Raw genomic sequence first — 24,604 nt, 5'->3', positions numbered from 1 at the left:
CCATGTAGCGGTCACGAGATCGCCGTCCCGCAACGAGGCCGCCGTCCCCGCCGGAGTGATCCATGTCCCGCAAGCGCCCCCCGGACGAAGGCGACGAGCTGCTGGCCAGGCTCGGTTCGCTGACCGCCCAGGCGCGCGAGCGCGCGGTGCTGCAACGCTCCCGCGTCGAACTGGCCCTCGCCCTCCAGCGCGGCATGCTGCCCCGTGACCTGCCCGTCGCCCCCGGCTTCCGGCTGGCCGTCCAGTACGCCCCCGCCTGCTACGGCCTCAACGTGGGCGGCGACTGGTACGACGCCTTCACCATGCCCGACGGGCGGATCGGCCTGTCCATCGGTGACGTCCAGGGCCACAACATAGAGGCGACCGCGTTCATGGGGCAGGTACGGGTCGGTCTGCGGGCCCTCGCCTCCGTCACCGGCGAACCCGGCGAACTCCTCGCCCGCACCAACGACCTGCTGCTCTCCCTCGGCAGCGACCTCTTCGCCACCTGCACCTTCATGCGGCTCGACCCCGCCACCGGGGTCCTGGAGAGTGCCCGGGCCGGGCACATCCCGTGCGTCTGGGCCACGGCGGACGGCAAGTCCGGCATAGCCGAGGACGAGGGCGGACCGCCGCTCGGCGTCGTGGCGGACATCGACTACCCGGTCACCCGCTATCGCCTCACCAAGGGCGGCGTGTTCGTGCTGCTCACGGACGGGGTGGTGGAAGGGCCGACCCTGTCCGTGGAGGAGGGACTCGACCAGGTCGCGCGGCTCGCCGGCATCGCCGCCGTGGCCGGTCTGGAGGCGGGCTCGCTCGCCTCCGCCGTGATCAAGGGCGCCGAGCGGGTGGGCCACGAGGACGACGCGGCCGTCCTGGTCGTGGGACACGACGGGCTGCCGGCCGAGCGGGCCTCCGTTCAGCCATAGGGCCGGACGGCGGGCCGCTCACCTCGCCGCGGACGCCGGGGCGGTGTCTGATGGCTGCTGTGGTGGGTACCCCGGAACCGGAGCTGCGACGGACGGCCGTCTTCGCCGTCCTGACGCTCGCGGTCGCCGTCTCCTACTACGCGGCCGGGCGTCTGGGGCTGATGCGGCAGCTCGTCGTCGAGGGCGCGGTGTTCACCCCCATCTGGCCGCCCACGGGCGTGGCGGTCGCCTGTCTGCTGATCTTCGGGATCCGGTCCTGGCTCGGCATCGCCCTCGGGGTCCTGCTCGTCATCCTGTCGATCACCACGCTGCGGCCTCTGGTGCTGGTGAACGTGCTGGGCAACACCGTCGCGCCCGTCTGCGCCTACCTCATGCTGCGCAAGGTCGGCTTCCGCACCGACCTCGCCCGTTTACGCGACGGTCTCGCCCTGGTCTTCCTGGCGGCGCTCACCGCCATGCTGATCAGCTCGACCGTCGGCGTGGGCCTGCTCGTCCTCACCGACCGGCTGGCCGCGTCCAGCTTCTGGCCGGTGTTCCTGGCCTGGTGGGTCGGTGACGCGATGGGCGTCCTCATCGTCACCCCGGTCCTGCTCCTGCTGCACCAGGCCCAGCGGCCGCTGGGCCTGGCCCGGTGGAAGGAGGCCGTGGGCCTGGCCCTGATCTCCCTGGCCGTCGTCCCGCTCGCCACCCGCAGCACGGTCAGTGTGCTCTTCCTCGTCTACCCGCTGCTGATCTGGGCGGCGCTGCGCTTCCAGCTGGCCGGCAGCATGCTGTGCGCGCTGTTCACCTCGGTCATGGCCACCATCGCCGCCACGGACCAGGTCGGGCCCTTCGCCCGGCTGACCCGGGTCGAGGTGATGATCAAGCTCCAGGCCTTCAACGGCACCATGGCCCTCACCGCGCTGCTCCTGTCCGCCGTGATCATGGAGCAGCGCAACACGCGGCGCTCCGTGGAGCGCGCCTGTCAGGAACTCGTCGAGGTCCTGGAGCACCTCACCGCCGGGGACAACCGCCCCTCCGTCTACGATCCGCCCCCGTACGGCCGGGACGGCCCACGGAACGGGGACGGCTTCCAGTGACTCGCTTCCGGTGACTCGCTTTCAGTGGACTCGCTTCCAGTGACTTGCTTGCAGTGGCTCGTGTGCAGTGGCTCGTGTGCAGGCCCGCCTCCGGTCGAGTGCTCGCCGCGGGTTCACCCGCGCCCGTGAGGTTTCGGCCGCACGTTCACATCCGGCAGTTCTCCGGTTCCGGAACGTCGGCTCGCCGTTCTCGCGGACCATGAGAAGGCCATCTGCGTGCTGCGGCGGGCCGCACGGTTCCCCGTACCTGAGAGACGACACGTGAGGAGCCCCCCCATGACCGCACCACGCATCGACATCGTGCACCCCGCCGACCTGACACCCACCGACCTCGGCCTGTGGAACGACCTGCGGACCGCGGCCGGCACCGCGGCCAACCCCTTCATGAGCGCGGAGTTCAGCCAGGCCGTCGGCCGGGTGCGCCCCGACACCCGGGTGGCGGTCCTGCGCCGGAGACGGAGGACGGTCGGCTACTTCCCCTACCAGCGCCGGTGGGGCTGCGGCCGGGCGGTCGGCCTGGGCGTCTCCGACTGCCAGGGCGCCGTCCTGGACCCCGGCCTGCACCTGGACCCGTACCACCTCATGCGCGCCTGCTCCCTGAACGCCTGGGAGTTCAACCACCTGGAGAGCGGCCAGGACCTCTTCCTGCCCTACGCCACCGGCCAGTTCGCCTCACCCGTCATCGACCTCACGCGTGGCTTCGCGGCGTACGAGGACCACCTGCGCGCGCACGCACGCGGCTTCCTGAAGGCCGCACGGTCCCAGGAACGCCGTATGGCCCGCAACCTCGGCCCGCTGCGCTTTGTCTTCGACGACCCGGACCCGGCCGCCCTGCGCGCCCTCGTCACCTGGAAGTCCGCCCACTACCGCCGCACCGGACGCCGGGACCCCTTCGCCCAGCCCTGGATCGCCCGGCTCGTCGACCTGCTCTCCGCCACCGCCGCCCCGGACTGCACGGGCATCCTGTCCGTGCTCTACGCCGCGGACCGGCCCGTCGCCGCCCACTTCGGCCTGCGCTCCCGGACGGTCCTGTCCTGCTGGTTCCCCTCCTACGACCTGACCGTCGCCACCTACTCGCCCGGCCGCGTCCTCTATCTGCGCGTGATCGAAGCCGCCGCCGCGTCCGGCATCGACCTCGTCGACTTCGGCAGGGGCGAGGCGGCGTACAAGAACTCCTTCAAGACGGGCGACCTCCTCGTCCACGAAGGCGCCCTGCGCACGGCGGGTCCCGGGGCGGCTCTGCACTGGCTGCGCCGCGAGCCGATGCGGGCCGCCCACCGGCTGGTGCGGGACCATCCGGCACTGAAGAGCGCGGCCGTACGCACCCTCAGGACCGTCGGGGCGATCCGGGCGCGCTGAGCGGTCGTACCCGAGCCCTACTGCAACCGGGGGAGGAGGGGCGAGGCGGTTGCCGTCCCGCGCCGGCGCACACCGCATCCTGCAACCTGACGTCCGTCCGCGCGGCCGGCCGCCGGTGTCCGCCGAGGCCGCCCGCCCCTCGCCCACGCGGTCCCCGCACCGCCCGGACCCTACGGAGAACCATGGCCGACCCCGAACCCGACCCAGGTCCCGGTCCCGGTCCCGGTCCCGAGGCCCGCGCCACCGCACTGCTGCGCCGCCCCCAGCTGTGGCTGGTGCCCACCGTTCTGACGGGCCTGCTCACCCTGCTGCTGTCCCTCCTCTACATGGGCGGCATCGTCAACCCCAACGGCGACCTGCGCGATCTGCCCATCGCCCTGGTCAACAGCGACACCGGCGCGCCGCCCGCAGGACAGCGAGACAACCTCGGCACGCAGATCGGCGCGGCCATCGCCGCCGACACGGCCGGCGGGAAGGCCGAGTGGCGCACCCTCACCCGTGCCCAGGCGCAGGACCAGCTCGACTCCGGCAAGGTCTACGGCGCTCTCGTCATCCCGGCCGACTTCACCGACTCCGTCACCGCGCTGACCACCACCGGCGCCACCCAGCGGCCGACGATGACGGTGCTCACCAACCCCGGCAAGGGCAGCCTCGGTTCCTCGCTCGCCGGCCAGATCACCACGCAGGCGGCCCATCAGGCGTCCACCACCCTGGGCAAGCAGCTCACCGGGGCCGTCACCACGGCGGACTCCACCACCAAGGTGCTGCTCGCCGACCCGGTGGAGGTCGTCACCCGGGCCGGCCACCCCATCGGCACCCACAGCGGCCTGGGCCTCAGCGCCTTCTACTACACGCTGCTGCTCGTGCTGGCCGGATTCATGGGCGGCAACGTCATCAGCAACGGCGTCGACACCGCGCTCGGCTACGCGGACAACGAGATCGGCCCCTGGCACACCCGCCGCCCCACCGTGCCGATCAACCGCACCCAGACCCTGCTGCTGAAGATGGTCATGACGGCGGGCATCGCACTCGTCAGCGCGTCGCTGGTCCTGCTGGCCTGTGTCGCCATCCTCGGCATGGACGCCTCCCATCTGCCACTGCTGTGGATCTACTCCTACTGCGCGACCCTCGCCGTCGGCCTCGGCGTCCAGGCCATCAACGCCGCGTTCGGCGGGATCGGCCAGCTGGTGTCCATGTTCGTGTTCATCGTCCTGGGCCTGCCGTCCTCCGGCGCCACCATCCCGCTCCAGGCGGTCCCCGACTTCTACCGCTTCCTGGCCCTCTTCGAGCCCATGCGCCAACTCAGCGACGGCGTACGGGCCATCCTCTACTTCGACGCGCGCGGCGACGCAGGCCTCACCCGCTCCTGGATCATGATCGCCATCGGCACCGCCCTCGCACTCCTCTTCGGCTTCGCGATGACGAGGTACTACGACAGGGCGGGCCACAAGCGCCTCACACCACAGCCCGCGTGACCGTCTCCCGGGCGGAACTCGTGCGCGACTGATCGACATGCCGCCACCACCGTGCGGGCTTAGCGTTTTGAACATGAGCATGAGGTGCTGCGTCGCATGACCGGTTCCGGTGGGCAACTGGATGCGATCGATCCGCTCGGTGCGGCCTTGGCGGCAGCTGTACGTCGTACGGGTGCCAGGTTCGGGGGTGTCTACCTGGTGGACCCGGCTGAATCGGTGATGGGTCTGGTCGCGCTGTGCGGTGTGCCGGTCGACGCCTTCGCGCCGTGGTGGCGGAGCGCCTTCGGCGCGCCCGGTCCGATGCAGGATTCGATACGCAACGAGCGGCTCGTCTGGATGAGTTCGCTGGAGGAGCTGGCGCGCCTCTACCCGCGCGCAGCGGCGAACCTCCCCTATCAACTCGCCTTCGCGGTCGCACCGTTCAGACACGTCCGACACTGCCGGGGTGCACTGCTGCTCGCATGGCCTCCGTACGCCCGTTCTCAGCCTCCGGGAGCGCGGACGCATCGCCTTGAGCGCCCGGCGCATCGCGCGCGTACTGAACGCGGCCGCCCGCCCTCCGGCCATTCCGGAGCGGCCCCGCTTCGTCCCTCCCCGTCACGAAGAGCCGACGCCGCAGTCCGCTTCGCCGGCGGCCCGCCTGGTCGAACGTCTGCCCCTCGGCACCCTCGCCCTCGACCTCGCGGGGCACATCACCTACGTGAACACCACCGCCGCCGGGCTGCTCGGCAAACCCGTGGAGCTACTGCTGGGCACTCAGCCGTCCCAGTCACTGCCCTGGCTCGACACCATCACGTTCATGGACGCGTACCGCACCGCTTTGAGCAGCCGCGACGACGTCGCCCTGACCGTCCCGCGCCCGCCGGATCAGTGGCTGGACCTCCGCCTCCACGCGGACGACAGCGGCACGAGCATCCTCGTCACGCCCCACCGCTCGTCGAGGCCTCTCGGCCCGCAGCCCGCCACCCAGGTCGCGGCCTCGCCGGAGAGCCGCATCCATCTTCTGATGGTGCTGGCGGCCGCACTGACCGAGACCATCGGCGTTCAGGACGTCGTCGACCTGGTCGCCGACCAAGTCCTGCCCGCCTTCGGCGCCCACGGCATGATCATGTCCGCTGCCGATCCCGACCGTATTCGGATCATCGGGTACCGCGGGTACGACCCCGACGTCATCGAGCGGTTGGACGGCCTGCCCGCGGACGCCGATCTGACCCCCGCCGGCCACGCGATGGCAACCGGCGTGTCCTTGTTCTTCGCCAGCCGCGACGAGCTTGTCCACCGCTACCCCAAGGCGCCGCAGCTCACCGACAAACAAGCGTGGGCGTTCCTGCCGCTGCTCAGTTCCGGACGCCCGATCGGCGGTCTCCTGCTCGCCTACGACGCCCCCCACCGGTTCACCGCCGCCGAGCGTTCCATCCTCACGCCGCTCGCCGGTCTCATCGCCCAGGCCCTGGACCGCGCCCGCCTCTACGACGCCAAGCACGGACTCGCTCACGCCCTCCAGCAGACCCTCCTGCCCCACGCCCTGCCCACGGTGACCGGACTCGACGTGGCCGCCCGTTACCTCCCCGCCAGCCACGGCGTGAACCTCGGCGGCGACTTCTACGACCTCATCCGCCTCACCGACACCACCGCCGCGGCCGTCATCGGAGACGTGCAGGGTCATGACATGTCGGCAGCCGCCCTCATGGGCCTGGTGCGCATGGCCGTCCACTCCCACGCCACGGCCGGAGCCGCGCCCGATCAGGTCCTCACCCGCACCGACCGCGACCTCGCCGACCTGAACGCCGACCGCTTCGTCTCCTGTCTCTACGCCCACCTCGACCTCGCCCGTCACCAGGTGACCCTCGCCAGCGCGGGACACCCGCCCCCGCTCCTTCGGCACCCCGACAACCAGGCCCATGCCGTCGCCATCCGTCCCGGCCCGCCTCTCGGTGTCGGTCTCGGCACCCACTCCTATCCGCTCACCACGCTGCCGCTGGGCCCGGGGGCGCTCCTGGCCCTGTACACCGACGGCCTCGTGGAGGTCCCCGGCATCGACATCGCCCAGACCATCGCCGACCTCGCGGACCGCCTCGGCGAGTGGAGCGGCCTTCCCCTGCACCAACTCGTGGACAGCCTCGTCCACCGCACTCGACATGCCCGTCAACGCACCGACGACGTCGCCCTGCTCCTGCTTCGGCCCAACCAACTTGCCGAGCTGTGATCACACTTCAATGAAGTACTCCGAGCCTGCTGCCGACGGCGGTATCCAGACGACGAAGAAGAGGAAGCCGATTCTGGTCGACAGAGCATGGAAGTCGTCGGGGAACAGTTCACGTGCGGCCGGGTCGGGCCCCGCGTATCCGGCATGATCCGCCGGACAGGCCCTGACATCGCACATCTGGTGACCTGATCGGCGGGACGGGCCGGGGCGGAGCAGCACCCGGCCGTCGGGCTATGAGCGTGCGGGCTGGTCGGCGATCAGGAGGGTGGTGCCGGCCGGGCGGAAGCCCAGGCGGGCGTAGATACGGGCGACGGACTCCTCGGCGTAGGCGAGGAAGACGGTCGTCACGCCGTGCTCGCGGGCGTCGGTGACCAGGGCCGCCGTCACCGCGGCGGCCAGCCCCTGCCGGCGGGCGGTCGGCAGGGTGCCCACGCCGCCGATCTCGGTGGCGCCGTTCGCCGGGTGGTAGTGGCCGGCGGCCAGCGGGACACCGTCCGGCGCGAAGGCGGCGACCAGCCGCTTGTGCCCGGCACGGAGCGTCGGCCGGACCGTCTCGACCGTGCCGTCCGCGAGCAGTTCCCCGGCCACGGCCGACAACCGTGCGGCCCCGCCCGTGCTCTCCGGCGCGAAGGCCAGCCGGGGCAGCGCGAGGACGGCGGGCAGCGCCGCGTCGTCGGCGTCGACCGCGCGGATCGACACACCGGCCGGCAGCGGCTGCGGCGCCATCGGCCGCTCGGGGTCCAGCACCATCAACGGCCGCTCCGCCACCGTCAGTCCGGCGGCCTCGATACGGCCCCGCAGCCCCGGCGCCGCCTCGGCCAGCCACTCGAACGCGCCCGGCACCCCCAGCTCCCGCTGCCGGGCCCGCACCCGCGCGATGTCGGCGTCGGTCACCCGCGCGGCACCCTCCGCGGTGGGCTGGGCATGCCCCGGACCGCCGTAGTACGGGGCACCCGGCTCCTTCCGTACGAACAGCCGCAGCGAGCCGAACTCCTCGGCGTCGGCGAACAGCAGCGGAACGGTGGCGTAGTACTCCTCGATCCGGGCGCGCAGTGAGTCGCTCATGCGGGCATCCCACCACGGGAGTCACCGGCACCGCACCCGGGATTTCCGCCGCCCTCGCGACGGGGCCGACGGTCAGCGGCCCCGCTCCTGCGCGTACCGGGCCTCGTAGTAGCCGGCGTCGATGGCGGGGTTGCCCAGCGTCGCCCAGAACCTGTCGTCCGGGACGGGCGGAAGGGGCGGGCCGCCGAGGTCGGTGAGCAGTTCGTCCCGCCAGCCGAGGCTCAGGCGACCGCGGACCCCCACGCTCTTCGCCACCGCGGCGTGGGGCGATCCGCACACGGTGACCACCATGGCCTGCGCCGCCCACGCCCGGTGGCTGTCCCGGTGCACCGCGGCCTTGGCGATCACCGAGCGCAGCCTGAGGCCGAGCGGGCCGTCCTGCGCCAGTGCGACTGTCTCGCCCCGCTCGGCCGCGTCCAGGGCGGCCGCGACCTCGGGGTACTTGGCGAGGCCGGTTTCGACCGCCAGTCTGCGCATCTGCTTCCACGCCGCGACGGCGGCCTGCTCCCGGGACATCGAGGCGACCAGCGCGCCGAGTTCCTGGAGCCCGAGCAGCGGGCCCGGCCTCAGCGGTTCCGTCGGCCCGGCGGGCAGGTCGAGGGGCGGAAGATCCGCCGCCGTGCCCGGCAGCGGGTCGTCGGCGCTGCCCCACTCCGGGCGGGCACGCTCCGCCCACTCCCAGATCAGACGGCCGTTGAACGTCACCGCGCCCTCGCCCGCGCCTCCGGTCGCCGGGCCGCGCTCCAACTGGTCCGCCACCTCGGCCAGATACCCGCCCAACGAGTCGGCCCGCCCGAAGTCGGTCCCGGTCTCGTCGAAGAACCGTCCGATCGCGCCGTAGGAGCCGCCGGGACGGCAGTCGGCCGTCAGACCGTCGGAGGTGACCTCGTAGGACCCGAACTTGACGTAGCCGTGATGCCAGTAGAACTCGGCGCTCTCCTCGTCCAGGTCGGCGGCGATGCCGCGCAGGAACCGGGTCGCCGCCACGATCTCCCGGACACCGAGCAAGCGGTCGTGCGTCGGGAGACCGAACGCGTCCGTGCCCTGCGCCGTCCCGTCGTGGCGGCGCAGGGACGCGACCAGATCGGGGTGGAACACCAGGTCGAGTTCCTTCTCCGCCGCGCGTATCTCCTCGTCCGTCGCGGGCGGGGCGAGCGTGGCGAAGGTGCGCGGCGCGTGCTCCCGCAGCCAGGCGTCGATACGGTCCCAGGAACTCTCGACCAGGTCGGTTGTCATACGGCCGACCATAGGACCAGGCACTGACAACGGGTTCGAGGCATCAAGGAGTCGGGATGCCCGCCGGGCGTGCCGGGCGGCCGAGACGGACCGGAACGCCCGGGGAGTACAGGACGCTGACCGGGGCGTCGCTCGGCGCGGGGAGCCCGGCCGCCGCGACCAGGTTCTCCTCACAGGTGATCAACTCGGCGCGGTGCAGGGGCCAGCGCGGGTGGTGGTTGGGCAGGTAGGCCGCTCCGCCGAAGAACGCGTTGTGCATGCCCCAGCGAGCCGTGAGGAAGTGCTCCAGCTCGGTGGGTTCCTCGATGCGTTCACCGGTTCGTACGGCGATGCGGCTGTACGCTCCGCGGGGGCCGGGCCAGCGGCGGGAGCTCGTGTAGGTGACCGTGTCGCCGACGGCACGGACGCTCATCCGGGACCACAGGTACGGCAGCCGGAAGCCGGCCCGCCCCATCACCACGGGTATCAGGCGTGAGGCGTCCATCGACCGGAAGACGACACCGCGTCGGCCGTGCGCGTCGACCGAGTACAGGCGCACGTTGGTTTCCGGGAACGACCCGAGATACGGCACACCGGGCATCCCGAGCCACCCGACCCGGTGCATCCGGAAGGCGACGAGTCCGACGTACGTGACCCCCTCGTGCGCGTCGGGAACCGTACCCCTGGGCAGGTGCCCCGCCACGAGATCCGGTTCCACGGCCCAGTGGATGAAGCACAGGTCGAGCCACCGCTGGGTGAGGAGCGGGGCACGTACGGCGGCGGGGGCGTCGGGACTGACCGAGGCGGGCTTGTGCACGATGCCAGGATCGCAGAGTCCCCTCCGGCGAGGCTCGGCTAGAGTCTCGCCTCGTCCTCGGTCGAACGTCCGGCCCCGGGGATGCGCTGGGTACGGCAGAGGGAGCCCGAACGCATGGAACTGCCCGGTTACGAGGTTCAGGGTGTCCTGGGCCAGGGGGGATTCGCCACGGTCTACCGGGCCCGGCAGCTGGCCGTGGGCCGGGAGGTCGCGCTGAAGGTGGACAGCAGGCTGCTGGCCACACCGCGCGACCGGCAGCGCTTCCTGCGCGAGGTCACGGCGGCCGGGCAGCTGTCCGGGCACCCGCACGTGGTGCCGGTGTACGACGCCGGCGTGCTCCCCGACAACCGCCCCTACATGGTGCTGGAGCTGTGCCCCGGCGGTTCGCTGGGCGAGCGGCTGGTCCGGCAGGGCCCCCTGCCGCCGAAGGAGGCCCGCGACATCGGGGTGGGCCTCGCGGACGCGGTGGCGGCCGCCCACGCCACGGGTGTGCTGCACCGCGACATCAAGCCCGGCAACGTCATGATCAACCGCTACGGCGGCGTCGCCCTCACCGACTTCGGACTGGCGGCCATGCCCCGGCCCGGACAGGAACTCTCCGTCACCAGGGAGGCGCTGACCCCCGCGTACGCCCCGCCCGAGGCCTTCCACATGGCGGAGCCCAGCCCGGCCGGTGACGTCTACTCGCTCGCCGCCACCCTCTACGCCCTGCTGCGGGGCCGCCCGCCGCACCACCCGGACGACGGGACGCAGCTGAGCCTCGCCGAACTGATCGTCCGGCACACCTGGCCCTACCCCGACCTGCCCGGAGTGTCGGCCGCCCTCAACGCGACGCTCCGGCAGGCCCTGGCCCCGGACCCGGCCGAGCGGCTGTCCGACGCGGGCGCGTTCCGGGACGCCCTGGCGTCCGTCGACCTGGCCGACGCCGGCGGGTTCGGTCCGGCACCCACCATGGCCACGGCGCCGGCCATGACCATCGCGCCCCCCGTGGCCACCGTGCCCGCCTACCGGGACGCGGTCCCCGGGACGGTGGCTCCCGGGCCGCCGGCCCGCGCGGGCGGCCCGACGACCGCGGTCGTCGGACCCGGCAACCGTGGCGGCGACGGCGACGGCGACGGCGGTCGCAAGGGGCGAGGGCGCCGCCCCGCGCTGATCGCGGCGCTGGCCGTGGTGGCGGTCTCCGTGAGCGTCACGGTCACCGTGATGACCTACCGGAACGGACAGCCGGACGGCGGGGGCGGCGCGGACGCCCGCTCGACCGCCTCCTCCTCCGCCACGGCGGACGGGGGCGCGTCCGGCTTCGGGGTGGCGACCACGACGGAGAACTGCCCCGCGACGGCCGTCGACGGCGTGGGCGGCCGGTGTGTCGCGACCCCCGAGTGCTGGAGCGGCATCACCGACATCTCGGGGATCATCACGGTCAGCCGCGCGGACTGCCAGGCCAAGCACGTGTGGGAGACCTTCGCGATCGCTCCGCTGCCGAAGGACGGCATGACGAACAACGCGCGGGACCTGATCAAGCACCCCGACGTCAAGGCGCTCTGCTCGCAGACGGTCAGGGCCGAATCCATGACCGCCGACGGCCCTGCCGTCGCCGACGAGTGGAACGTCGACATCATTCCGCCCACGGCGTCGGAATGGGACAAGGGGCTGCGGGTCTTCCGGTGCGTGGCGGCGGCGGTCACGGAGGACGGGGAGAAGACGGGGAGCCAGTTCACCGCGCAGGGCTGAGCCCCTTCAGCTCCTTCAGACCCTCGCCCTCGCCCTCGTCGCGGCTCGGGTCAGTCCGTCGGCCAGGTGTGGGCCGGGGCGTTGAGGTGCATGTAGTCGACGTAGAGCTGGGTCATCCGGCGCAGTGCCTCGTGGCGGTCCGAGTGGGTGGCGGTGAGGCGGTGGAAGGTCTCCTTCTGCCAGACGGCGCCGTTGCGGGCGGTGACGCAGCGCTGGTCGATGACGCCGAGGAGCGGTTCCCGCCACGCGTCGTCCATGCCGGAGAGTTCCAGCCCGCGGTGGGCGAGCGGGAGGAGGCGGCGCAGGACGAGTTCGGGCACCGGTACCTCGCCCATCCCCGGCCAGTACAGCTGGGCCTCGATGCCGTGCCGGGCGGCGGTGTGCAGGTTGTCCTCGGCGGCCTGGAAGGACATCCGGGACCACACCGGCCGTTCCTCGTCCACCAGGGCGCGGGTGAGACCGTAGTAGAAGGCGCCGTTGGCGAGGGTGTCGGCGACGGTCGGGCCGGCCGGCAGGCAGCGGTTCTCCACCCGGACGTGCGGGGTGCCGTCGGCGACGGCGTAGACCGGGCGGTTCCAGCGGTAGATGGTGCCGTTGTGCAGGGTGAGTTCGCCCAGCTCGGGGATCTCGCCCCGGTCCAGGGTCCGCACGGGGTCCTGCTCGTCGCACAGCGGCAGGAGCGCGGGGAAGTAGCGCAGGTTCTCCTCAAACAGGTCGAAGACGCTGTTGATCCACCGTTCCCCGAACCACACCCGGGGCCGGACGCCCTGCACCTTGATCTCCTGCGGGCGGGTGTCCGTGGCCTGCTCGAACAGCGGGATCCGGGTCTCGTGCCACAGTTCCCTGCCGAACAGGAACGGCGAGTTGGCCGCGAGCGCCACCTGGACCCCGGCGATCGCCTGCGCCGCGTTCCAGTAGCGCGGGAACTCCTGCGGGGAGACCTGGAGATGGAACTGCGTGCTGGTGCAGGCGGCCTCGGGCGTGATCGTGTCGGCGTAGGTCCGCAGCCGATCGACTCCGTCGATGTCGAGCCGCAGGTCCTCGCCCCGCGCCGCGAACACCTGGTCGTTGAGCAGCCGGTAGCGCGCGTTCTCCGACAGCGCCGACTCATCGACGTGCTCCTGCCGCAGCGTGGGCAGGATGCCGACCATGATCAGGTGCGCGCCCACCGAGCGGGCGCGTTCCTCGGCGTGGTTGAGCGACGCGCGGATCGCGGACTCCCAGTCGTCGGGGCCGCCCTCCGTCAATCGGCGCGGCGGGATGTTGATCTCGAGGTTGAACCGCCCCAGCTCGGTCGCCCAGGCGGGGTCCGCGATCGCCTCCAGCACCTCGGTGTTGCGCATCGTTGGCTCGGCCCGGTCGTCGACCAGGTTCAGTTCGATCTCCAGGCCGACCCGCGGGCGCTCGGACTCGAACCGTGACTCGCGCAGCATCCGCGCGAACACGTCGAGGCACTCCTGCATCTTGATCCGGTACCGACGGCGGTCCTCGCGAGTGAAGACCAGCGCCGGGACATCACGTCCCATCGGCCCTCCCGGCTTGTCCCCCGGACGCCTCTCTCTCCAGCGTCGCACCCCCGGGCGCCCCCGACCACGCGGACCACGGGGCCACAGACCGCGATGTCCCTGTGTGAGCGAACGTGAGCGAAACGCGAGCGGAACGTCGGCGGCGGGTGCCGGCGTGCGGGCCGCGCCGGCCCGGTGGAACCTGGGGGCATGCGGCGCAAGCGGGTGGCGGACGGCGGACCGCAGGACGTGGAGGCGGTCCTCGACGACCTCTACACGACACCACCGGCCCATTTCGTCTCCCGCCGTGAGGAACTGGCCGTCGCGGCCAGGACCGCAGGGAGGGTGGAGGACGCCCGTCGGATCCATGCCGCCCGCCGCCCCACGCTCGCGGCCTGGGCGGCCAACCTGCTGCTGCGCGGCGCGCCGGAGGAGAGCCGACGGTTCCTGGAACTGGGCACGGCGCTGCGGGAGGCCTACCGGACCCTGGACGCCGGCGGGGTCAAGGAGCTGTCCGAACAGCGCAGGAGTGTCGTCGCCGCCCTCTCCCGACAGGCCGTCGCACTCGCCGAGCGGGCCGGGCACCGGCTGTCGGACACGGTCTGGCAGGACGTCGAGTCCACCCTGCGCGCCGTGCTCGCGGACCAGGACGCGGCGGACCGGTGGGCCACCGGGCGCCTCGCGACCTCGCTCACCCCGCCGGCGGACTTCGCCGGCGGTCCGGCGGCCCCCGTCACCGCCGCGCGCCCCGCCGCCGTGCGCGAGCCCGCCCCGGCACGGAGCGCGGCGCCGTCCGCGCGGACCCGGGCGAAGGACGAACTCGCCGAGCGGCGCCGCCGACGCCAGGAGCGGCTGGAGCGCGCCCGCCGGGAGGCCGAGGCCGCCGACCGACGGCTGCGCGACCGGCGCGCGGAACAGACGGCCGCCGACAAGGGGCTGGAGCGGGCGCGCGACCGGTACGACCGGGCCCGTGCGCGGGTGTCCGAGGCCGAGCGGCGACTGGAGGAGGCACGCGAGCGGCTCCAGCACGCCGAGGCGGAGCGGCAGGAGGCCGAGGAGCGCCGACGGGCCGCCGCCGACGCCGTGACCAGGGCCGAACAGGAGGCGCGCGACACCGCGCGCGAGGCCGAACGCCTGACCGGGCCCGTCACCTAGCGATTCCTCGGCCCGCGCCCGTCACCCAGTGGGTCCTCAGCCGCGGTCCGGGGGCAGCTCGCCGTCCACCGGAAGGAGATCGAAGAAGCGGTGCTCGGCCGCGGGCGCGTACCGGACGACGGCCGCGTACTGCGGGATCCGGACGGTCACCTGGGCGATCGCCTCGGGAGCGGCCTCGTCGAGGGACTCGGACACCGTGCCGTGCCAGTAGCCGGCGTCGCCCAGCGGATCACCGGTGGGCTCCGCCGGCGGCCCGGACGACGACAGGTTCACCGGCAGGTACAGCCGCGGGACGCCCTTGTCCGCGCAGGCGCGCGCGAGCTGCCGCCCCGAGAGGCCGTTCCCGCCGCTCTCGCCCGGGGCGAACTGCGCCAGCATCACCAGCAGCGGCAGCTCGCCCACACAGGGCCAGCTCTGCGCGAACGTGAAGGCGTCCCCTGGTTGCTCCTCGCCGCTGTCCTGCGGCCCGAACCGCCCGCCTGCCTCGTCCTTGGGCTCGGGCCGGACCTTCCCGGCGAAGTACGCCCAACGCCAGCCCTCGGCCCGCCCGTCGTGGTTTCCGGCCAGGGCCCCCTCCTCCCACGCCATCGCGTAGCCAAGGTGGCGGACCAGAGGAGTGCTGGGCACGTCGGGCGGTGAGCTGATGCCGGCGTCGTAGCCGTTCTGCCAGCCCCTGAACTCGACCGGCACAAGTACTCCGGGCTCGTTCGGGACCAGGTGGGGGTTGCGCTGAGGCATGGTGCGACTCCTTGGCTCGTTCACCAGCTGGGCTTTTTGACATTGCCGTAGGACCAGCTGGAGCCCTTCGACATCTCGAAGTGCAGGTGCGGCCCCGTCGAGTTGCCCGAGCTGCCGACCGCGCCGAGCCGCTGCCCGGCGCTCACCTTCTGCCCGGCCCGCACCTGCCGGCGCGAGAGGTGGCAGTAGGTGTAGATGTGACCGTTGTCCGCCTTCAGGCCGACCCACTGGCCGTACGCCCCGCCCTCGTTGTTCGACCAGGCGATGGTGCCGCCGCGTACGGCGACCACCGGGACGCCGGACTTGGCGGCGAAGTCCTGCCCGGTGTGCCGGCCGATGCCGTCGGGCTTCCATTGGTAGTCGCCGGGTTCGAAGAACCCGAAGGTGACCTTGTGCCCGGGCACGGGTGACGGCACGTGCCCCTTGGGGCGGGCCGGTGCGGCTCTCTTGCAGTCGACTTTGAAGCCGGCGTGGCGGCCGAGGGCGGTGAGGGAGGTGCAGCCGGGGACGCCGTCGGCGTCGGCTCCCCTGAAGCCCTGGGCGATCTGTTCGGCGCGGTAGGCGGCCTTGGTCTGTTCGCCGAAGAGGCCGGTGGCGCCGTTGGGGATCTTGCGGCCGCGGGCGATGAGGGCCTTCTGTACGGTGCGTACGTCCTCGTTCTTCTTGCCGAACCGGACGTTGGAGAGGGTGACCATGGGGGACTCCTAGTACCCGTGCGGAGCCCGGTTCGGATCCGCCTGTTGGACGCGGGCGGCGAAGTTCGAGCCGGACCGGTTCACGTCATAGCGGTCGCGTACGTAGTTGATCGTCGCGCACATGTCCGCGACCACGTCGTAGGGCGTGGTGGCGGTGCCCGCCTGGTGGTACGTGGCGAACGTGGGGGGAATGCACTGCGTGGCACCCCGGGAACAGTTCAGCGGATGGCCGTCGGCGGCCTTCCGGCCGTGCGCGTTGCCGTCCGTCGTGTTCACCCGGAACTTGGGGTGGTTGTGGGCGGACTCGCGCTTGGTGATGGTGACGAGTGCGGGGACGCCGAACCGGGGGTCCATGCCGGTCAGTTGGCACGCCTTGTGCGCGTAGCGCCGCATGGCGGACTCGCCGGAGGCGTCACCGGGATCGCGGTAGGTGACCTGCGAGAGGCTGAGCCGCCCATTGCCACCGCCGCCGGTCGCGGCCCCCCGGCAGTCGACTTTGAAGCCGGCGTGGCGGCCGAGGGCGGTGAGGGAGGTGCAGCCGGGGACGCCGTCGGCGTCGGCTCCCCTGAAGCCCTGGGCGATCTGTTCGGCGCGGTAGGCGGCCTTGGTCTGTTCGCCGAAGAGGCCGGTGGCGCCGTTGGGGATCTTGCGGCCGCGGGCGATGAGGGCCTTCTGTACGGTGCGTACGTCCTCGTTCTTCTTGCCGAACCGGACGTTGGACAGGGCGACCATGGCGGCTCGGTTCCTCTCGTCAGGTCCAGGGGGTGACGGTGAGCCGGATCCGCGCGTCCTCGCCCAGGATCGGCCGGGTGGTGTCGGGCAGCGCGAGGGCGGCGACCCACTCGCCGAGATCGGGGTCCTGGTCGGTGAGGGGCGAACCGGTCGAGACGTACTCGCTGATGGGGCCGTCGATGGTGGAGTTCCAGGTGGCCCGCAGCGCCGGCGCCCCGTTCTCGGCGTCGATGTCGACGACGAGGATGTCGTCGAAGTCCGCGCCCTGCTCGATGTGGTCGTCGAAGTCCAGCAGACCGTGGTCGCGGGTCCGCAGGGACAGGACCCGCAGGTGCAGCGCGTAGCGCAGGGTGCCGGCGCCGTTGGGACTGGCCAGCTTCCCGGACAGGAAGGTGTGCACCAGCGGCACGGCTCCGTCGGAGGGCGTGCCGTCGGAGGGTGTGGCGTCCGTGGGCGTGGTGTCGCTGGGCGTGCCGTCGCTCAGCTGGATGGGGCACCACTGCGCGCTCTTGCGCTCGTGCATCACGATCTGGAGCCCGCGGATCGACAGCGCGACCTCCGCCTGCCAGGCGGTGTTCCTCTCCCGCGGCAGCCGGTGATCGACGAGGGCGGCCTCGACCTTGAGGTCGCCGAACAGGAACCGCCGCAGATTCTGGTAGCCCTCCTCGGAGTTGACCAGACCGTAGCGTCCGCTGTGGCTGCGGTGCACATAGGCCCGGTGGGCGCCGGGGACGTACGCGTTGTCGATCTGCACCAGGCCGTCGCTGCGGGGACCGACGACGGCGGAGGACAGACCCGCCGCCACGTCGTAGTCGGTCGGGTTGGTCCCGATCAGGCAGAAGACCTGGCCGAGGGGGAAGGCGAACTCTCCCTGACCGGGCATCACACGGGGATCCCAGCCGTCCGGCGGTTCGTCGTCGGTGGCGTTCGGCGTCAGGTACTGGTACATCCGCTCGGGGCCGAAGATGTCGGCGCCGTTGATGCCGATCTCGTCGCGCAACCGTTCGAGCAGGCCGAAGCCGAAGTCGAAGGTGATACCGCCGTGCGGGGTGCCGTAGGTGAAGAGCTTGGCGACGTAGTCGGTCGGATGCTCCCCGCGCTCCGGAAGGACCTTCTGGAGCAGGCAGCGGCAGATCAGCCCGCCCATGGAGTGGGCCACCAGATGGACCTGCTCCACCTGGGCCTTCTGCCGGACCTTCGTGATCAGCGCCAGCAGGCTTCGGGCGGCGTCCTCCATGTGGAACTCCGAGGGACTGCCGCCCCAGGTGCTCGCCGACGGATCGTAGAAGCGGTGGATCCAGATGCTGTCCGACGGAACCTTGTCGTGGGTGTCCAGATAGAGTTCCTGGCTGCCCTCGACGAGGATCTGGTAGCCCTCGTCCCCGTGCAGGCGCAGCAGCGGGCTCTCGAACTGGTAGAAGTTCGGCTTGTTGTCCGGCCCGATCCGGATGTGGGTCGAGCCCGCGTTGAAGCCGTAGAACGGGTCCGCCGCGGCCTGGTCGATGCCCGACTGGCCGCCCGCGAAGCCCCGGACGTAGATGATGGGCAGCTTCTGGTTCTCGGACATGCGGGCCGCCTAGGGGAGCTGTGGGTGCGGGCGGTGTGGGGGCGGGAGCGAGCGGTGGGTGAGCGTGCGCCGGGACGCCCGGTCGGCGGGGTGGCCGACCCCGTGGTCGGCTGCCGGGAATCGACAAAATCCGCAGCGGCCGTCGGTACGAAGGTAGGGATCCGCCGTCAGCACAGCGTCATTCCGTCGTCATCCGTACCGGACCGCATCCGTGCGGACCGCCGCCCGGCGGAGTTGCAGGGCGGCATCGGGCGGCCGAGACTGAGAAGGGCGGTCCTCCTGGGCCTCGGTGAGAGGCCGGACCGCCTTCGTGGGCACGCTCGCGCACACGACTGTGAGCGGGGCGATCAACTTGGTGTCTCCACCCCTTCGGTTGCGGCTGCTCGGCGAGTTCCGGCTCGAACGCGGCACCGAAACCCTCGAACCGTGCCGCAACGGCCAGCGGCTGCTCGCCTTCATGGGGCTGCGGGGCCGGGTCTCGCGCACGGTCCTCGCCGGTACGCTCTGGCCCGAGGTCACCGAGGAGCACGCCCGGGGCAGCCTGCGGACCACCCTGTGGAAGCTGCCGCGCGGGGAGCCGCCCCTGATCCGGTGCTGCGGCGACACCCTGGTGGTCACGCCGGCCCTGCGGGTGGACGTCGACACGCTCACCCGGACCGCCCTCGGCGTCCTCCAGGGCTACGGCCCACCGGCCCATGTCCCGCCCCCGCTGGCGCTCCTGACCGTCGAGGACCTGCTGCCCGGCTGGGACGAGGACTGGGTGCGCGTGGAGCGCGAACGCCTCCGGCAACTGCGGCTGCACGCCCTGGACGCACTCGCCGAGACCCTCACCCGGCAGGGCAAACCCGCCCTGGCACTGGAGGCGGCGTGGGCGAGCGTGCGCACCGAGCCGCTGCGGGAGAGCGCGCACCGGGCCGTCGTGGCGGCGCATCTCGCCGAGGGCAACGTCAGCGAGGCGGTGCGTCATTACCACGCGTTCCGGTGCCTGTTGCTCGACGAACTGGGTGTCGAGCCGTCCCCCCGGTTCGCCCGGATGCTGCCGGCCCGGCCGCCGCACCGGACCGATGCACACGACCGGGACCGCCTCCTGGGCTGGTCCGGGTGGTCCGGCCGGTCCGGCTGAGCCGCCCCGAGGGCATGAATCCGGCACCGGCTGGAAACGATACGGGGGCGCGCACGGCGGGTGCCCGGGAAGCGGGTGCCGGGGGATTGGACGAGGTGCGTGACGGGGCGGGGCGGTGACGGGGGTCGCCGCCGGCCGCCTGCCGTGAGCCGAACCGCGGGAGGGGAGCCGAGGGATGGCACGAGAGCGTACGACGGTGAAGACGGCCGAACAGCGGCCGGCGGGCGCGGAGGACGCCTGGCGGATCCTGGACACCGTCCGGGAGTGGACCAAGCACGCAGAGGCGAAGGCCGCCACCACCCTGGCCGCGTCCGGAGTGCTGGCCGGCGTCCTGTACAGCCTGGTCACCGGCGGCGACGCCGACTCGCCCTGGTTCGCCGTCGCCGCTGCGGTCGCCGCCGTCTGCGCGGTGGCGGCCGGCCTCACCGCCGGCCTCGTGCTGTGGCCCCGGCAGCGGGTCGCCGACGACACCCTTCCCACCAGCCTGCTGTTCTACGACCACATCGGCCGCGAGTTCGCCGCGAGCCACGCCGCCTACCGCGACCGGCTGCACGCGTTGCTGCGGGACGAGGAGGCGCTGGTGACCGCCGTCGCCGAACAGATCTGGGCCAACGCGCACGTGGCCCGCCGGAAGTACCGCTGGGTCGGCCTCAGCATCGGGCTGCTGCTCGTCGCCCTGACGGCCCTGGCGGTGGCGGCGCTGCTCAGCGCGGCCGAGACCCTGCGCTGACCGCGCCACCCCCTCCGCACGAGAGCACCTGGCACGAAGGGTGAACGCGTGGACCGCACGCCGCCGCACGACCCGCAATCCGCTCCGCTCGATCAGCAATTCGCTCCCGATCCGTCTTCCGCCCCGTTCGACGCACTGCCCCGGATGTTCGCCGCGCTGACCCGGCCCGAGAGCCGCGACGACGAACGGCGCGAGGCGCTCGGGTGGTTCCGCACGGCGTGGCCCGAACTGTCCGCCGGGTTACGGACGTTGTCCGACGAGGGGCTCCTGGACGCCGTCCGCCGCCTCGTCCCGTTCCTGCTGGCGGTCCACGACTGGCAGGCAACGGCCGACGTCAGCCGGCTCGGGTTCGCCGCCGCGACCCGCCTGGGATCCCCGGAGGACCGGATCGACTGGTCCCAGAGCCTCGGGGTCGCGCTCCAGCGCATGGGCCGCGACACCGACGCGGAAGAGGCCCTGCGCCGGGCCGCCGCACTCGCCGCCGAGACGGGCGACCAGCGTGCCCGGGCGGCGGCACTGGCTCACCTGGGACAGCTGAGCCACCACCGCGGCGACCTGCCGGAGGCCGCCGCGCTGCTGCAACAGGCCGCGCTCGCCTACCGGAGCGCCGGACACGTGATCGGCGAAGCCCGCACCCTCGGGGACCTCGCGCCCCTGCTGCACCGGCTCGGCGAGCCCGCCGAGGCCGAGCGGTACGCCCGCCGGGGCAGGGAACTGTTCCACGGCGTCGGGGACCCTGTGCAGGAGGGCCGCGCGCTGCGACTGGTCGCGGCGGCCGAGGCCGAGCGCGGCGCGGACGAGGACGCGCTGCGCTCCCTCGACGACGCCGTACGGCTCTTCGACGCGGCGGGGGCCGTACCCGAGGCCGTGGAGGCGCTGCACACCGCCGCGCGCGTGCACCGCGGCGCCGGGCACCCGGCGGCCGCGCGGGCCGCCGCCGAGCGCGCCCTCGACCGGGCCCGCCGCTCCGGCGACGTGGACGTGACGGAGATCGAGCAGCTGCACGCGGTCGTCGAGGCCGAGGAGGCGCTCGCGGTGCTGCTCGCCGCCCGGACGGAGGAGGAACGCGCGGCGGCGGTCACCAGCCAGCCCGCGCTGCTCGGGGGCCTCGCCCTCCAGATGCTGATCAACCTGCGGGACTCGGCCGACGTGCTGACCGGTCGGCAGGCCGGCGCCGCAGGCACGGCGGCCGCACTCCGCGGCCTGCTGAACGCGCCGGAGGGGGAGGGAGGTCCGGCCGCCAGGGACGCCGTGCGCGCGCACCTGGCCCGGATGGAGGAGAGGGCCAGGGCCATGGACGCCGCCCTGGACCACCTCGCGGACCGCCCGGACGGGGCGCTCGCCGAGTGGCGCCGGATCGACTGGGCGCAGACCCGCCGGATCGCCGGGGACACCGCCGACCGGCTGCCCCCGGAACTGCCCGACCTGCTGCTGAAGCTGCTGATCACCGACCGGCCCGAGCGGCGCGAGCCCCTCCTGGAGCACCTCCTGTCCCTGGTGCCCGCCGACCGCTTCCCCGGTGTGCACGGCCTCCATCTGACCGAGCTGGCGCGGCTGCACGCGGCCGGGGCCCGCACCGGAGTGCCCGACCACGAGCGGGCCCTGCGGCTCGCCGAGGAGGCGCTGCCGCTGCTCGACCGGCCCGAGGCGCGCGACACCTGGGCGGCGACCCAGACGTTCCTCGGCTCCGTGTGGCGGGCCCGCCGGCAGGGCGACAAGGGCGACAACATCGCCCGCGCCCAGCACGCCTTCCGCGCGGCGCTGACCCACTACCGGCGCCGCACGTCCCCCGTGGAGTGGGCGTCGACCCTGGTCAACCTGGCCAACGCGTACTGGGAGTGCCCCCACGACCGGGTGCGCAACCTGCGCCGGGCACTCACCCGCCACACCGCCGCCCTCACGGTGTTCACCCGGCGCGAGCACCCGGACCGCTGGGCCACCGTCCAGAGCAACATGGGCCTCGTCCTGTCCGACCCGGCGCTGGCCGCCGACCCCGACTCCCTCGAACTCGGCCGACGCCAGCTGGAACAGGCCCTCGACACCCGCGAACTGGGGCCGGCCCAGCGGGTCGCCGCCCTGATCAACCTCAGCCGCTGCTACCGCCTGCGGGTGCGCGGCGACCACGACGGCAACCACGCCACCGCACTGCGCCACGCCCGGGACGCCTTCGATCTGGCCGAACAGCTCGGGCTGCGCCACGACATGGCGAACGCCGGCACCGCCGTCGCCGACGCCCTGGCCAACGCCGCCCTCCGGGACGAGGGGGCCTCGTCGGACGACGCGGTCACCTGGTACCGGCGCGCCCTCGACCTCGCCCCCGCCGACGAGGACCCCCTGCTGCACGCCGCCATCGCCGACAACCTGGCCGGCACCCTCGTCCAACGGGCCGACCCCACCGCGGAGGACCTCCGTACCGCCGTCGGCCTGCACGAGTCGGCCCTCGCGGCGTACGAGACCCACGGGGACCGGCTGGAGGCGGCCCGCGCCCGCTACAACCTGGCCGCCACCCTGCGCCGCGGCGACCGCCCCGACCCGGGGCGCGCCGTCGAACTGCTGGAACGCAGCCTCGACGTACGCACCCCGGACACCGTCCCGCTGGAGTGGGCGGACTCCGCGACCGAACTGGCCAGGGCCTGGATCACCGGGCCCGACGACGGGGACGGCCCGCGGCGCTTCGAGCGCGCGGCCGTCCTCCTGCGCGAGGTCGTCCCCGTGGTCACCGCGGCCGGAGCGAGCGGTCACGCCCGCCGGGCCTGGGGGCTGCTGGGCGACGCGGAGGCGGAGCGCGGCCGCTGGCCCGCCGCGGCGGACGCCTACGAACAGGCCCTGGCCGCCGCCGAGCGGCTGTACGAGGTGGCGATCCTGCCCGGCGGGAAGGACGCGGAACTCGCCGAGACCGCGGACCTGCCCCGGGAGGCCGCCCACGCCCTGGCCCGGGCCGGCCGGCCGGAACGCGCCGTCGCCGTCCTGGAGCGGAACCGGGCCCGCGCGCTCGGCGACCGGCTCCAGCGCGACCGCGCGGAACTGGCCGCGCTGTCCGCCGGCCGCCCGGACGCCGTCGCCGCCGTGGCCGCGTACCGGGACGCCGTCCGCCGGATCCGCACCCTCGAGGCACGACAGCGGGCCCCGCGCGCACCGGACGCGTCCCCCGAGGACCAGCGGCGAGCGCGTGCCGCGATGACCGACGCCCGGGCCCAACTGACCGCCGCCGTCGAGGCGATCAGGGCGCTGCCCTCCTTCGGCGACTTCCTGCGGGCGGCCCCGGAGCCCGCCCTCGACGAGGCCGTGGCCTCGGGCCCGCCCCTGGTGTACCTCGCGACCACCCGGCACGGCAGCGTCTGCCTGATCGTCCGCCGCCCGCCGGGGGAGCGGGCGACACTCACCGAGGCGGTCCGGGCGCCACTGGCCGAGGCCGAACTCCTCATGGTCCTCGCCGTGTACCCGTCGCTGGAGGAGGACGAGGGGCTGTCGGTGCTCCTCGACCTGCTGGGCGCACGGCTGATCGGGCCGCTGGCGGAGCGCCTGCGCGCCCTGGGCGCGACCCGCGCGGTGCTGGTGCCCACCGGACTCCTCGGCGTGCTGCCCGTCCACGCCGCCCGCTACCCGGTGGACGGCCGGCCACGGCACCTCTTCGACGACGTGGCCGTGTCCCACGCGCCGTCCGCCCGCGTCCTCGTGGCGGCCCGCGCCGCCGCGGACGAGCCGCGCCGCGGCGCCCCGTACGCCCCCGCCGGCACCACCGGTACCGCCGATACCACCGGCACCGCCGGCCCGGATCGCAGGCCCCCGCCGTGTCTGCTCGGCGTCGCCGAACCCCACCCCTGCGACCCGCCGTTGCCCTGGGCGCAGCCCGAACTGGACGCCGTACGGGCGCTGTTCGGCGGACCCTCCACGGCCCTCACCGGCCCCGCCGCCACCCGGGACGCCCTGCTGCGGGCGCTGCCGGCCGCCACCCATCTGCACTTCGCCGGGCACGGCTCCTACGACCCCGACGAACCGCTCGCCTCCCACCTCGCCCTGGCCGACGGCGAACGCCTCACCCTCCGCGACCTGTTCGACGGCGACGCGCTGAGCGGCGTACGCCTCGTCGTGGCCTCCGCCTGCCAGACGGCGGTGACGGACATGACCCGGCTGCCGGACGAGTCGGTGGGCCTGCCCGCCGGACTGGTGCAGGCCGGGGCCACCGCCGTCATCGGCAGCCTGTGGGAGGTCAACGACCGGTCGACCGCGCTGCTGGTCGCCCGGATCTACGACCTCCATCTGCACGGCGACCCCGACCACGGCGGACCCCCGATGCCGCCCTCGGTCGCCCTCGCCCGCGCCCAGGCATGGATGCGCGACGCGACGCCGCAGGAGTTGGACGCGTTCGCCGCACGGGTCGGCCTGCGCCGCCGCAGGACCCATGCCCGTTACGCCGAACGCCCGTCCCACTGGGCGCCCTTCGTCCTCGTCGGCGACGGCTGACCCGCACGGCACCACGGAAGGACGCAAGGACAGAAAGAAG

Annotated in this window: 17 protein-coding genes and 1 pseudogene; 10 read left to right on the top strand and 8 right to left on the bottom strand. The window is 73.3% G+C overall.

What is annotated here, in order from left to right; genetic code table 11:
* The first annotated feature begins 62 nt into the window (after positions 1-62).
* The 5 genes and pseudogenes from ACZ6D7_RS24675 (at position 63) to ACZ6D7_RS24655 (ending at position 7,027) form a co-directional block, all read left to right on the top strand.
* Complete coding sequence (locus tag ACZ6D7_RS24675) at positions 63-908, top strand: PP2C family protein-serine/threonine phosphatase (protein WP_469494523.1); 846 nt, start codon at positions 63-65, stop codon at positions 906-908.
* A 50-nt stretch (positions 909-958) separates the two neighbouring features.
* Positions 959-1,987, top strand: a complete 1,029-nt coding sequence (locus ACZ6D7_RS24670; RefSeq protein WP_469494520.1) for an MASE1 domain-containing protein — start codon at positions 959-961, stop codon at positions 1,985-1,987.
* Positions 1,988-2,263: 276 nt separating this feature from the next.
* Complete coding sequence (locus ACZ6D7_RS24665; protein WP_469494517.1) at positions 2,264-3,346, top strand: GNAT family N-acetyltransferase; 1,083 nt, start codon at positions 2,264-2,266, stop codon at positions 3,344-3,346.
* 182 nt (positions 3,347-3,528) lie between these two features.
* Positions 3,529-4,821, top strand: coding sequence for a YhgE/Pip domain-containing protein (locus ACZ6D7_RS24660; RefSeq protein WP_469494514.1), 1,293 nt, complete (start codon positions 3,529-3,531; stop codon positions 4,819-4,821).
* A gap of 96 nt (positions 4,822-4,917) precedes the next feature.
* Positions 4,918-7,027 (top strand): annotated as a pseudogene (locus ACZ6D7_RS24655) (SpoIIE family protein phosphatase).
* Positions 7,028-7,258: 231 nt separating this feature from the next.
* On the opposite strand, the gene ACZ6D7_RS24650 reads toward ACZ6D7_RS24655, so the two are convergent.
* From ACZ6D7_RS24650 to ACZ6D7_RS24640, 3 genes are all read right to left on the bottom strand, one after another.
* On the bottom strand, positions 7,259-8,092 hold the full coding sequence (locus ACZ6D7_RS24650) for a GNAT family N-acetyltransferase (protein ID WP_469494511.1): 834 nt from the start codon (positions 8,090-8,092) through the stop codon (positions 7,259-7,261).
* Positions 8,093-8,164: 72 nt separating this feature from the next.
* Positions 8,165-9,328, bottom strand: coding sequence for an SMI1/KNR4 family protein (locus ACZ6D7_RS24645; protein ID WP_469494508.1), 1,164 nt, complete (start codon positions 9,326-9,328; stop codon positions 8,165-8,167).
* 43 nt (positions 9,329-9,371) lie between these two features.
* On the bottom strand, positions 9,372-10,124 hold the full coding sequence (locus tag ACZ6D7_RS24640; RefSeq protein ID WP_469494506.1) for a YqjF family protein: 753 nt from the start codon (positions 10,122-10,124) through the stop codon (positions 9,372-9,374).
* A gap of 114 nt (positions 10,125-10,238) precedes the next feature.
* Between ACZ6D7_RS24640 and ACZ6D7_RS24635 the strand changes: the two genes are divergently transcribed.
* Positions 10,239-11,855 carry a serine/threonine-protein kinase gene (locus ACZ6D7_RS24635; RefSeq protein ID WP_469494504.1) on the top strand — a complete coding sequence of 539 codons (1,617 nt, stop codon included), beginning with the start codon at positions 10,239-10,241 and terminating at the stop codon, positions 11,853-11,855.
* Between the two features lie 50 nt (positions 11,856-11,905).
* On the opposite strand, the gene ACZ6D7_RS24630 is transcribed toward ACZ6D7_RS24635, so the two are convergent.
* The gene (locus tag ACZ6D7_RS24630; protein ID WP_469494501.1) at positions 11,906-13,381 is read right to left on the bottom strand and encodes a glutamate-cysteine ligase family protein; all 1,476 of its coding nucleotides are present in this window, start codon (positions 13,379-13,381) and stop codon (positions 11,906-11,908) included.
* A 189-nt stretch (positions 13,382-13,570) separates the two neighbouring features.
* Between ACZ6D7_RS24630 and ACZ6D7_RS24625 the strand changes: the two genes are divergently transcribed.
* Positions 13,571-14,515: a hypothetical protein gene (locus ACZ6D7_RS24625; protein WP_469494498.1), complete on the top strand. Its 945-nt coding sequence runs from the start codon at positions 13,571-13,573 to the stop codon at positions 14,513-14,515.
* 36 nt (positions 14,516-14,551) lie between these two features.
* Here the strand turns inward: ACZ6D7_RS24625 and ACZ6D7_RS24620 are convergent, their stop codons facing one another.
* From ACZ6D7_RS24620 to ACZ6D7_RS24605, 4 genes are read right to left on the bottom strand one after another with little or no spacing between them, the layout of a single operon-like run.
* Positions 14,552-15,253: a hypothetical protein gene (locus tag ACZ6D7_RS24620; RefSeq protein ID WP_469494495.1), complete on the bottom strand. Its 702-nt coding sequence runs from the start codon at positions 15,251-15,253 to the stop codon at positions 14,552-14,554.
* 20 nt (positions 15,254-15,273) lie between these two features.
* On the bottom strand, positions 15,274-15,948 hold the full coding sequence (locus ACZ6D7_RS24615) for a peptidoglycan DD-metalloendopeptidase family protein (protein ID WP_469494492.1): 675 nt from the start codon (positions 15,946-15,948) through the stop codon (positions 15,274-15,276).
* A gap of 9 nt (positions 15,949-15,957) precedes the next feature.
* On the bottom strand, positions 15,958-16,680 hold the full coding sequence (locus ACZ6D7_RS24610; protein WP_469494489.1) for a peptidoglycan-binding protein: 723 nt from the start codon (positions 16,678-16,680) through the stop codon (positions 15,958-15,960).
* 19 nt (positions 16,681-16,699) lie between these two features.
* Entirely contained in the window at positions 16,700-18,247 is a 1,548-nt protein-coding gene (locus ACZ6D7_RS24605) for an esterase/lipase family protein (RefSeq protein ID WP_469494486.1), read from the bottom strand.
* Positions 18,248-18,593: 346 nt separating this feature from the next.
* Here ACZ6D7_RS24605 and ACZ6D7_RS24600 point away from each other — a divergent pair, with 346 nt between their 5' ends.
* The 3 genes from ACZ6D7_RS24600 to ACZ6D7_RS24590 all read left to right on the top strand — a co-directional run bounded on the left by ACZ6D7_RS24600 (position 18,594) and on the right by ACZ6D7_RS24590 (position 24,564).
* The gene (locus ACZ6D7_RS24600) at positions 18,594-19,370 is read left to right on the top strand and encodes an AfsR/SARP family transcriptional regulator (protein WP_469494814.1); all 777 of its coding nucleotides are present in this window, start codon (positions 18,594-18,596) and stop codon (positions 19,368-19,370) included.
* Between the two features lie 175 nt (positions 19,371-19,545).
* The gene (locus ACZ6D7_RS24595) at positions 19,546-20,100 is read left to right on the top strand and encodes a Pycsar system effector family protein (protein WP_469494483.1); all 555 of its coding nucleotides are present in this window, start codon (positions 19,546-19,548) and stop codon (positions 20,098-20,100) included.
* A gap of 48 nt (positions 20,101-20,148) precedes the next feature.
* The gene (locus tag ACZ6D7_RS24590; RefSeq protein ID WP_469494481.1) at positions 20,149-24,564 is read left to right on the top strand and encodes a CHAT domain-containing protein; all 4,416 of its coding nucleotides are present in this window, start codon (positions 20,149-20,151) and stop codon (positions 24,562-24,564) included.
* The last annotated feature ends 40 nt before the right edge of the window (positions 24,565-24,604 follow it).

This window comes from Streptomyces sp. NPDC041784 (assembly GCF_055591025.1).
This window is presented reverse-complemented; position numbering and strand designations above follow the sequence as displayed.

Excerpts from the sequence above, each read along its gene's own strand:
- ACZ6D7_RS24675 (WP_469494523.1), top strand. The coding sequence starts at position 63 with ATGTCCCGCAAGCGCCCCCCGGACGAAGGCGACGAGCTGCTGGCCAGG.
- ACZ6D7_RS24670 (WP_469494520.1), top strand. The coding sequence starts at position 959 with ATGGCTGCTGTGGTGGGTACCCCGGAACCGGAGCTGCGACGGACGGCC.
- ACZ6D7_RS24665 (WP_469494517.1), top strand. The coding sequence starts at position 2,264 with ATGACCGCACCACGCATCGACATCGTGCACCCCGCCGACCTGACACCC.
- ACZ6D7_RS24660 (WP_469494514.1), top strand. The coding sequence starts at position 3,529 with ATGGCCGACCCCGAACCCGACCCAGGTCCCGGTCCCGGTCCCGGTCCC.
- ACZ6D7_RS24650 (WP_469494511.1), bottom strand. The coding sequence starts at position 8,092 with ATGAGCGACTCACTGCGCGCCCGGATCGAGGAGTACTACGCCACCGTT.
- ACZ6D7_RS24645 (WP_469494508.1), bottom strand. The coding sequence starts at position 9,328 with ATGACAACCGACCTGGTCGAGAGTTCCTGGGACCGTATCGACGCCTGG.
- ACZ6D7_RS24635 (WP_469494504.1), top strand. The coding sequence starts at position 10,239 with ATGGAACTGCCCGGTTACGAGGTTCAGGGTGTCCTGGGCCAGGGGGGA.
- ACZ6D7_RS24630 (WP_469494501.1), bottom strand. The coding sequence starts at position 13,381 with ATGGGACGTGATGTCCCGGCGCTGGTCTTCACTCGCGAGGACCGCCGT.
- ACZ6D7_RS24625 (WP_469494498.1), top strand. The coding sequence starts at position 13,571 with ATGCGGCGCAAGCGGGTGGCGGACGGCGGACCGCAGGACGTGGAGGCG.
- ACZ6D7_RS24620 (WP_469494495.1), bottom strand. The coding sequence starts at position 15,253 with ATGCCTCAGCGCAACCCCCACCTGGTCCCGAACGAGCCCGGAGTACTT.
- ACZ6D7_RS24615 (WP_469494492.1), bottom strand. The coding sequence starts at position 15,948 with ATGGTCACCCTCTCCAACGTCCGGTTCGGCAAGAAGAACGAGGACGTA.
- ACZ6D7_RS24610 (WP_469494489.1), bottom strand. The coding sequence starts at position 16,680 with ATGGTCGCCCTGTCCAACGTCCGGTTCGGCAAGAAGAACGAGGACGTA.
- ACZ6D7_RS24605 (WP_469494486.1), bottom strand. The coding sequence starts at position 18,247 with ATGTCCGAGAACCAGAAGCTGCCCATCATCTACGTCCGGGGCTTCGCG.
- ACZ6D7_RS24595 (WP_469494483.1), top strand. The coding sequence starts at position 19,546 with ATGGCACGAGAGCGTACGACGGTGAAGACGGCCGAACAGCGGCCGGCG.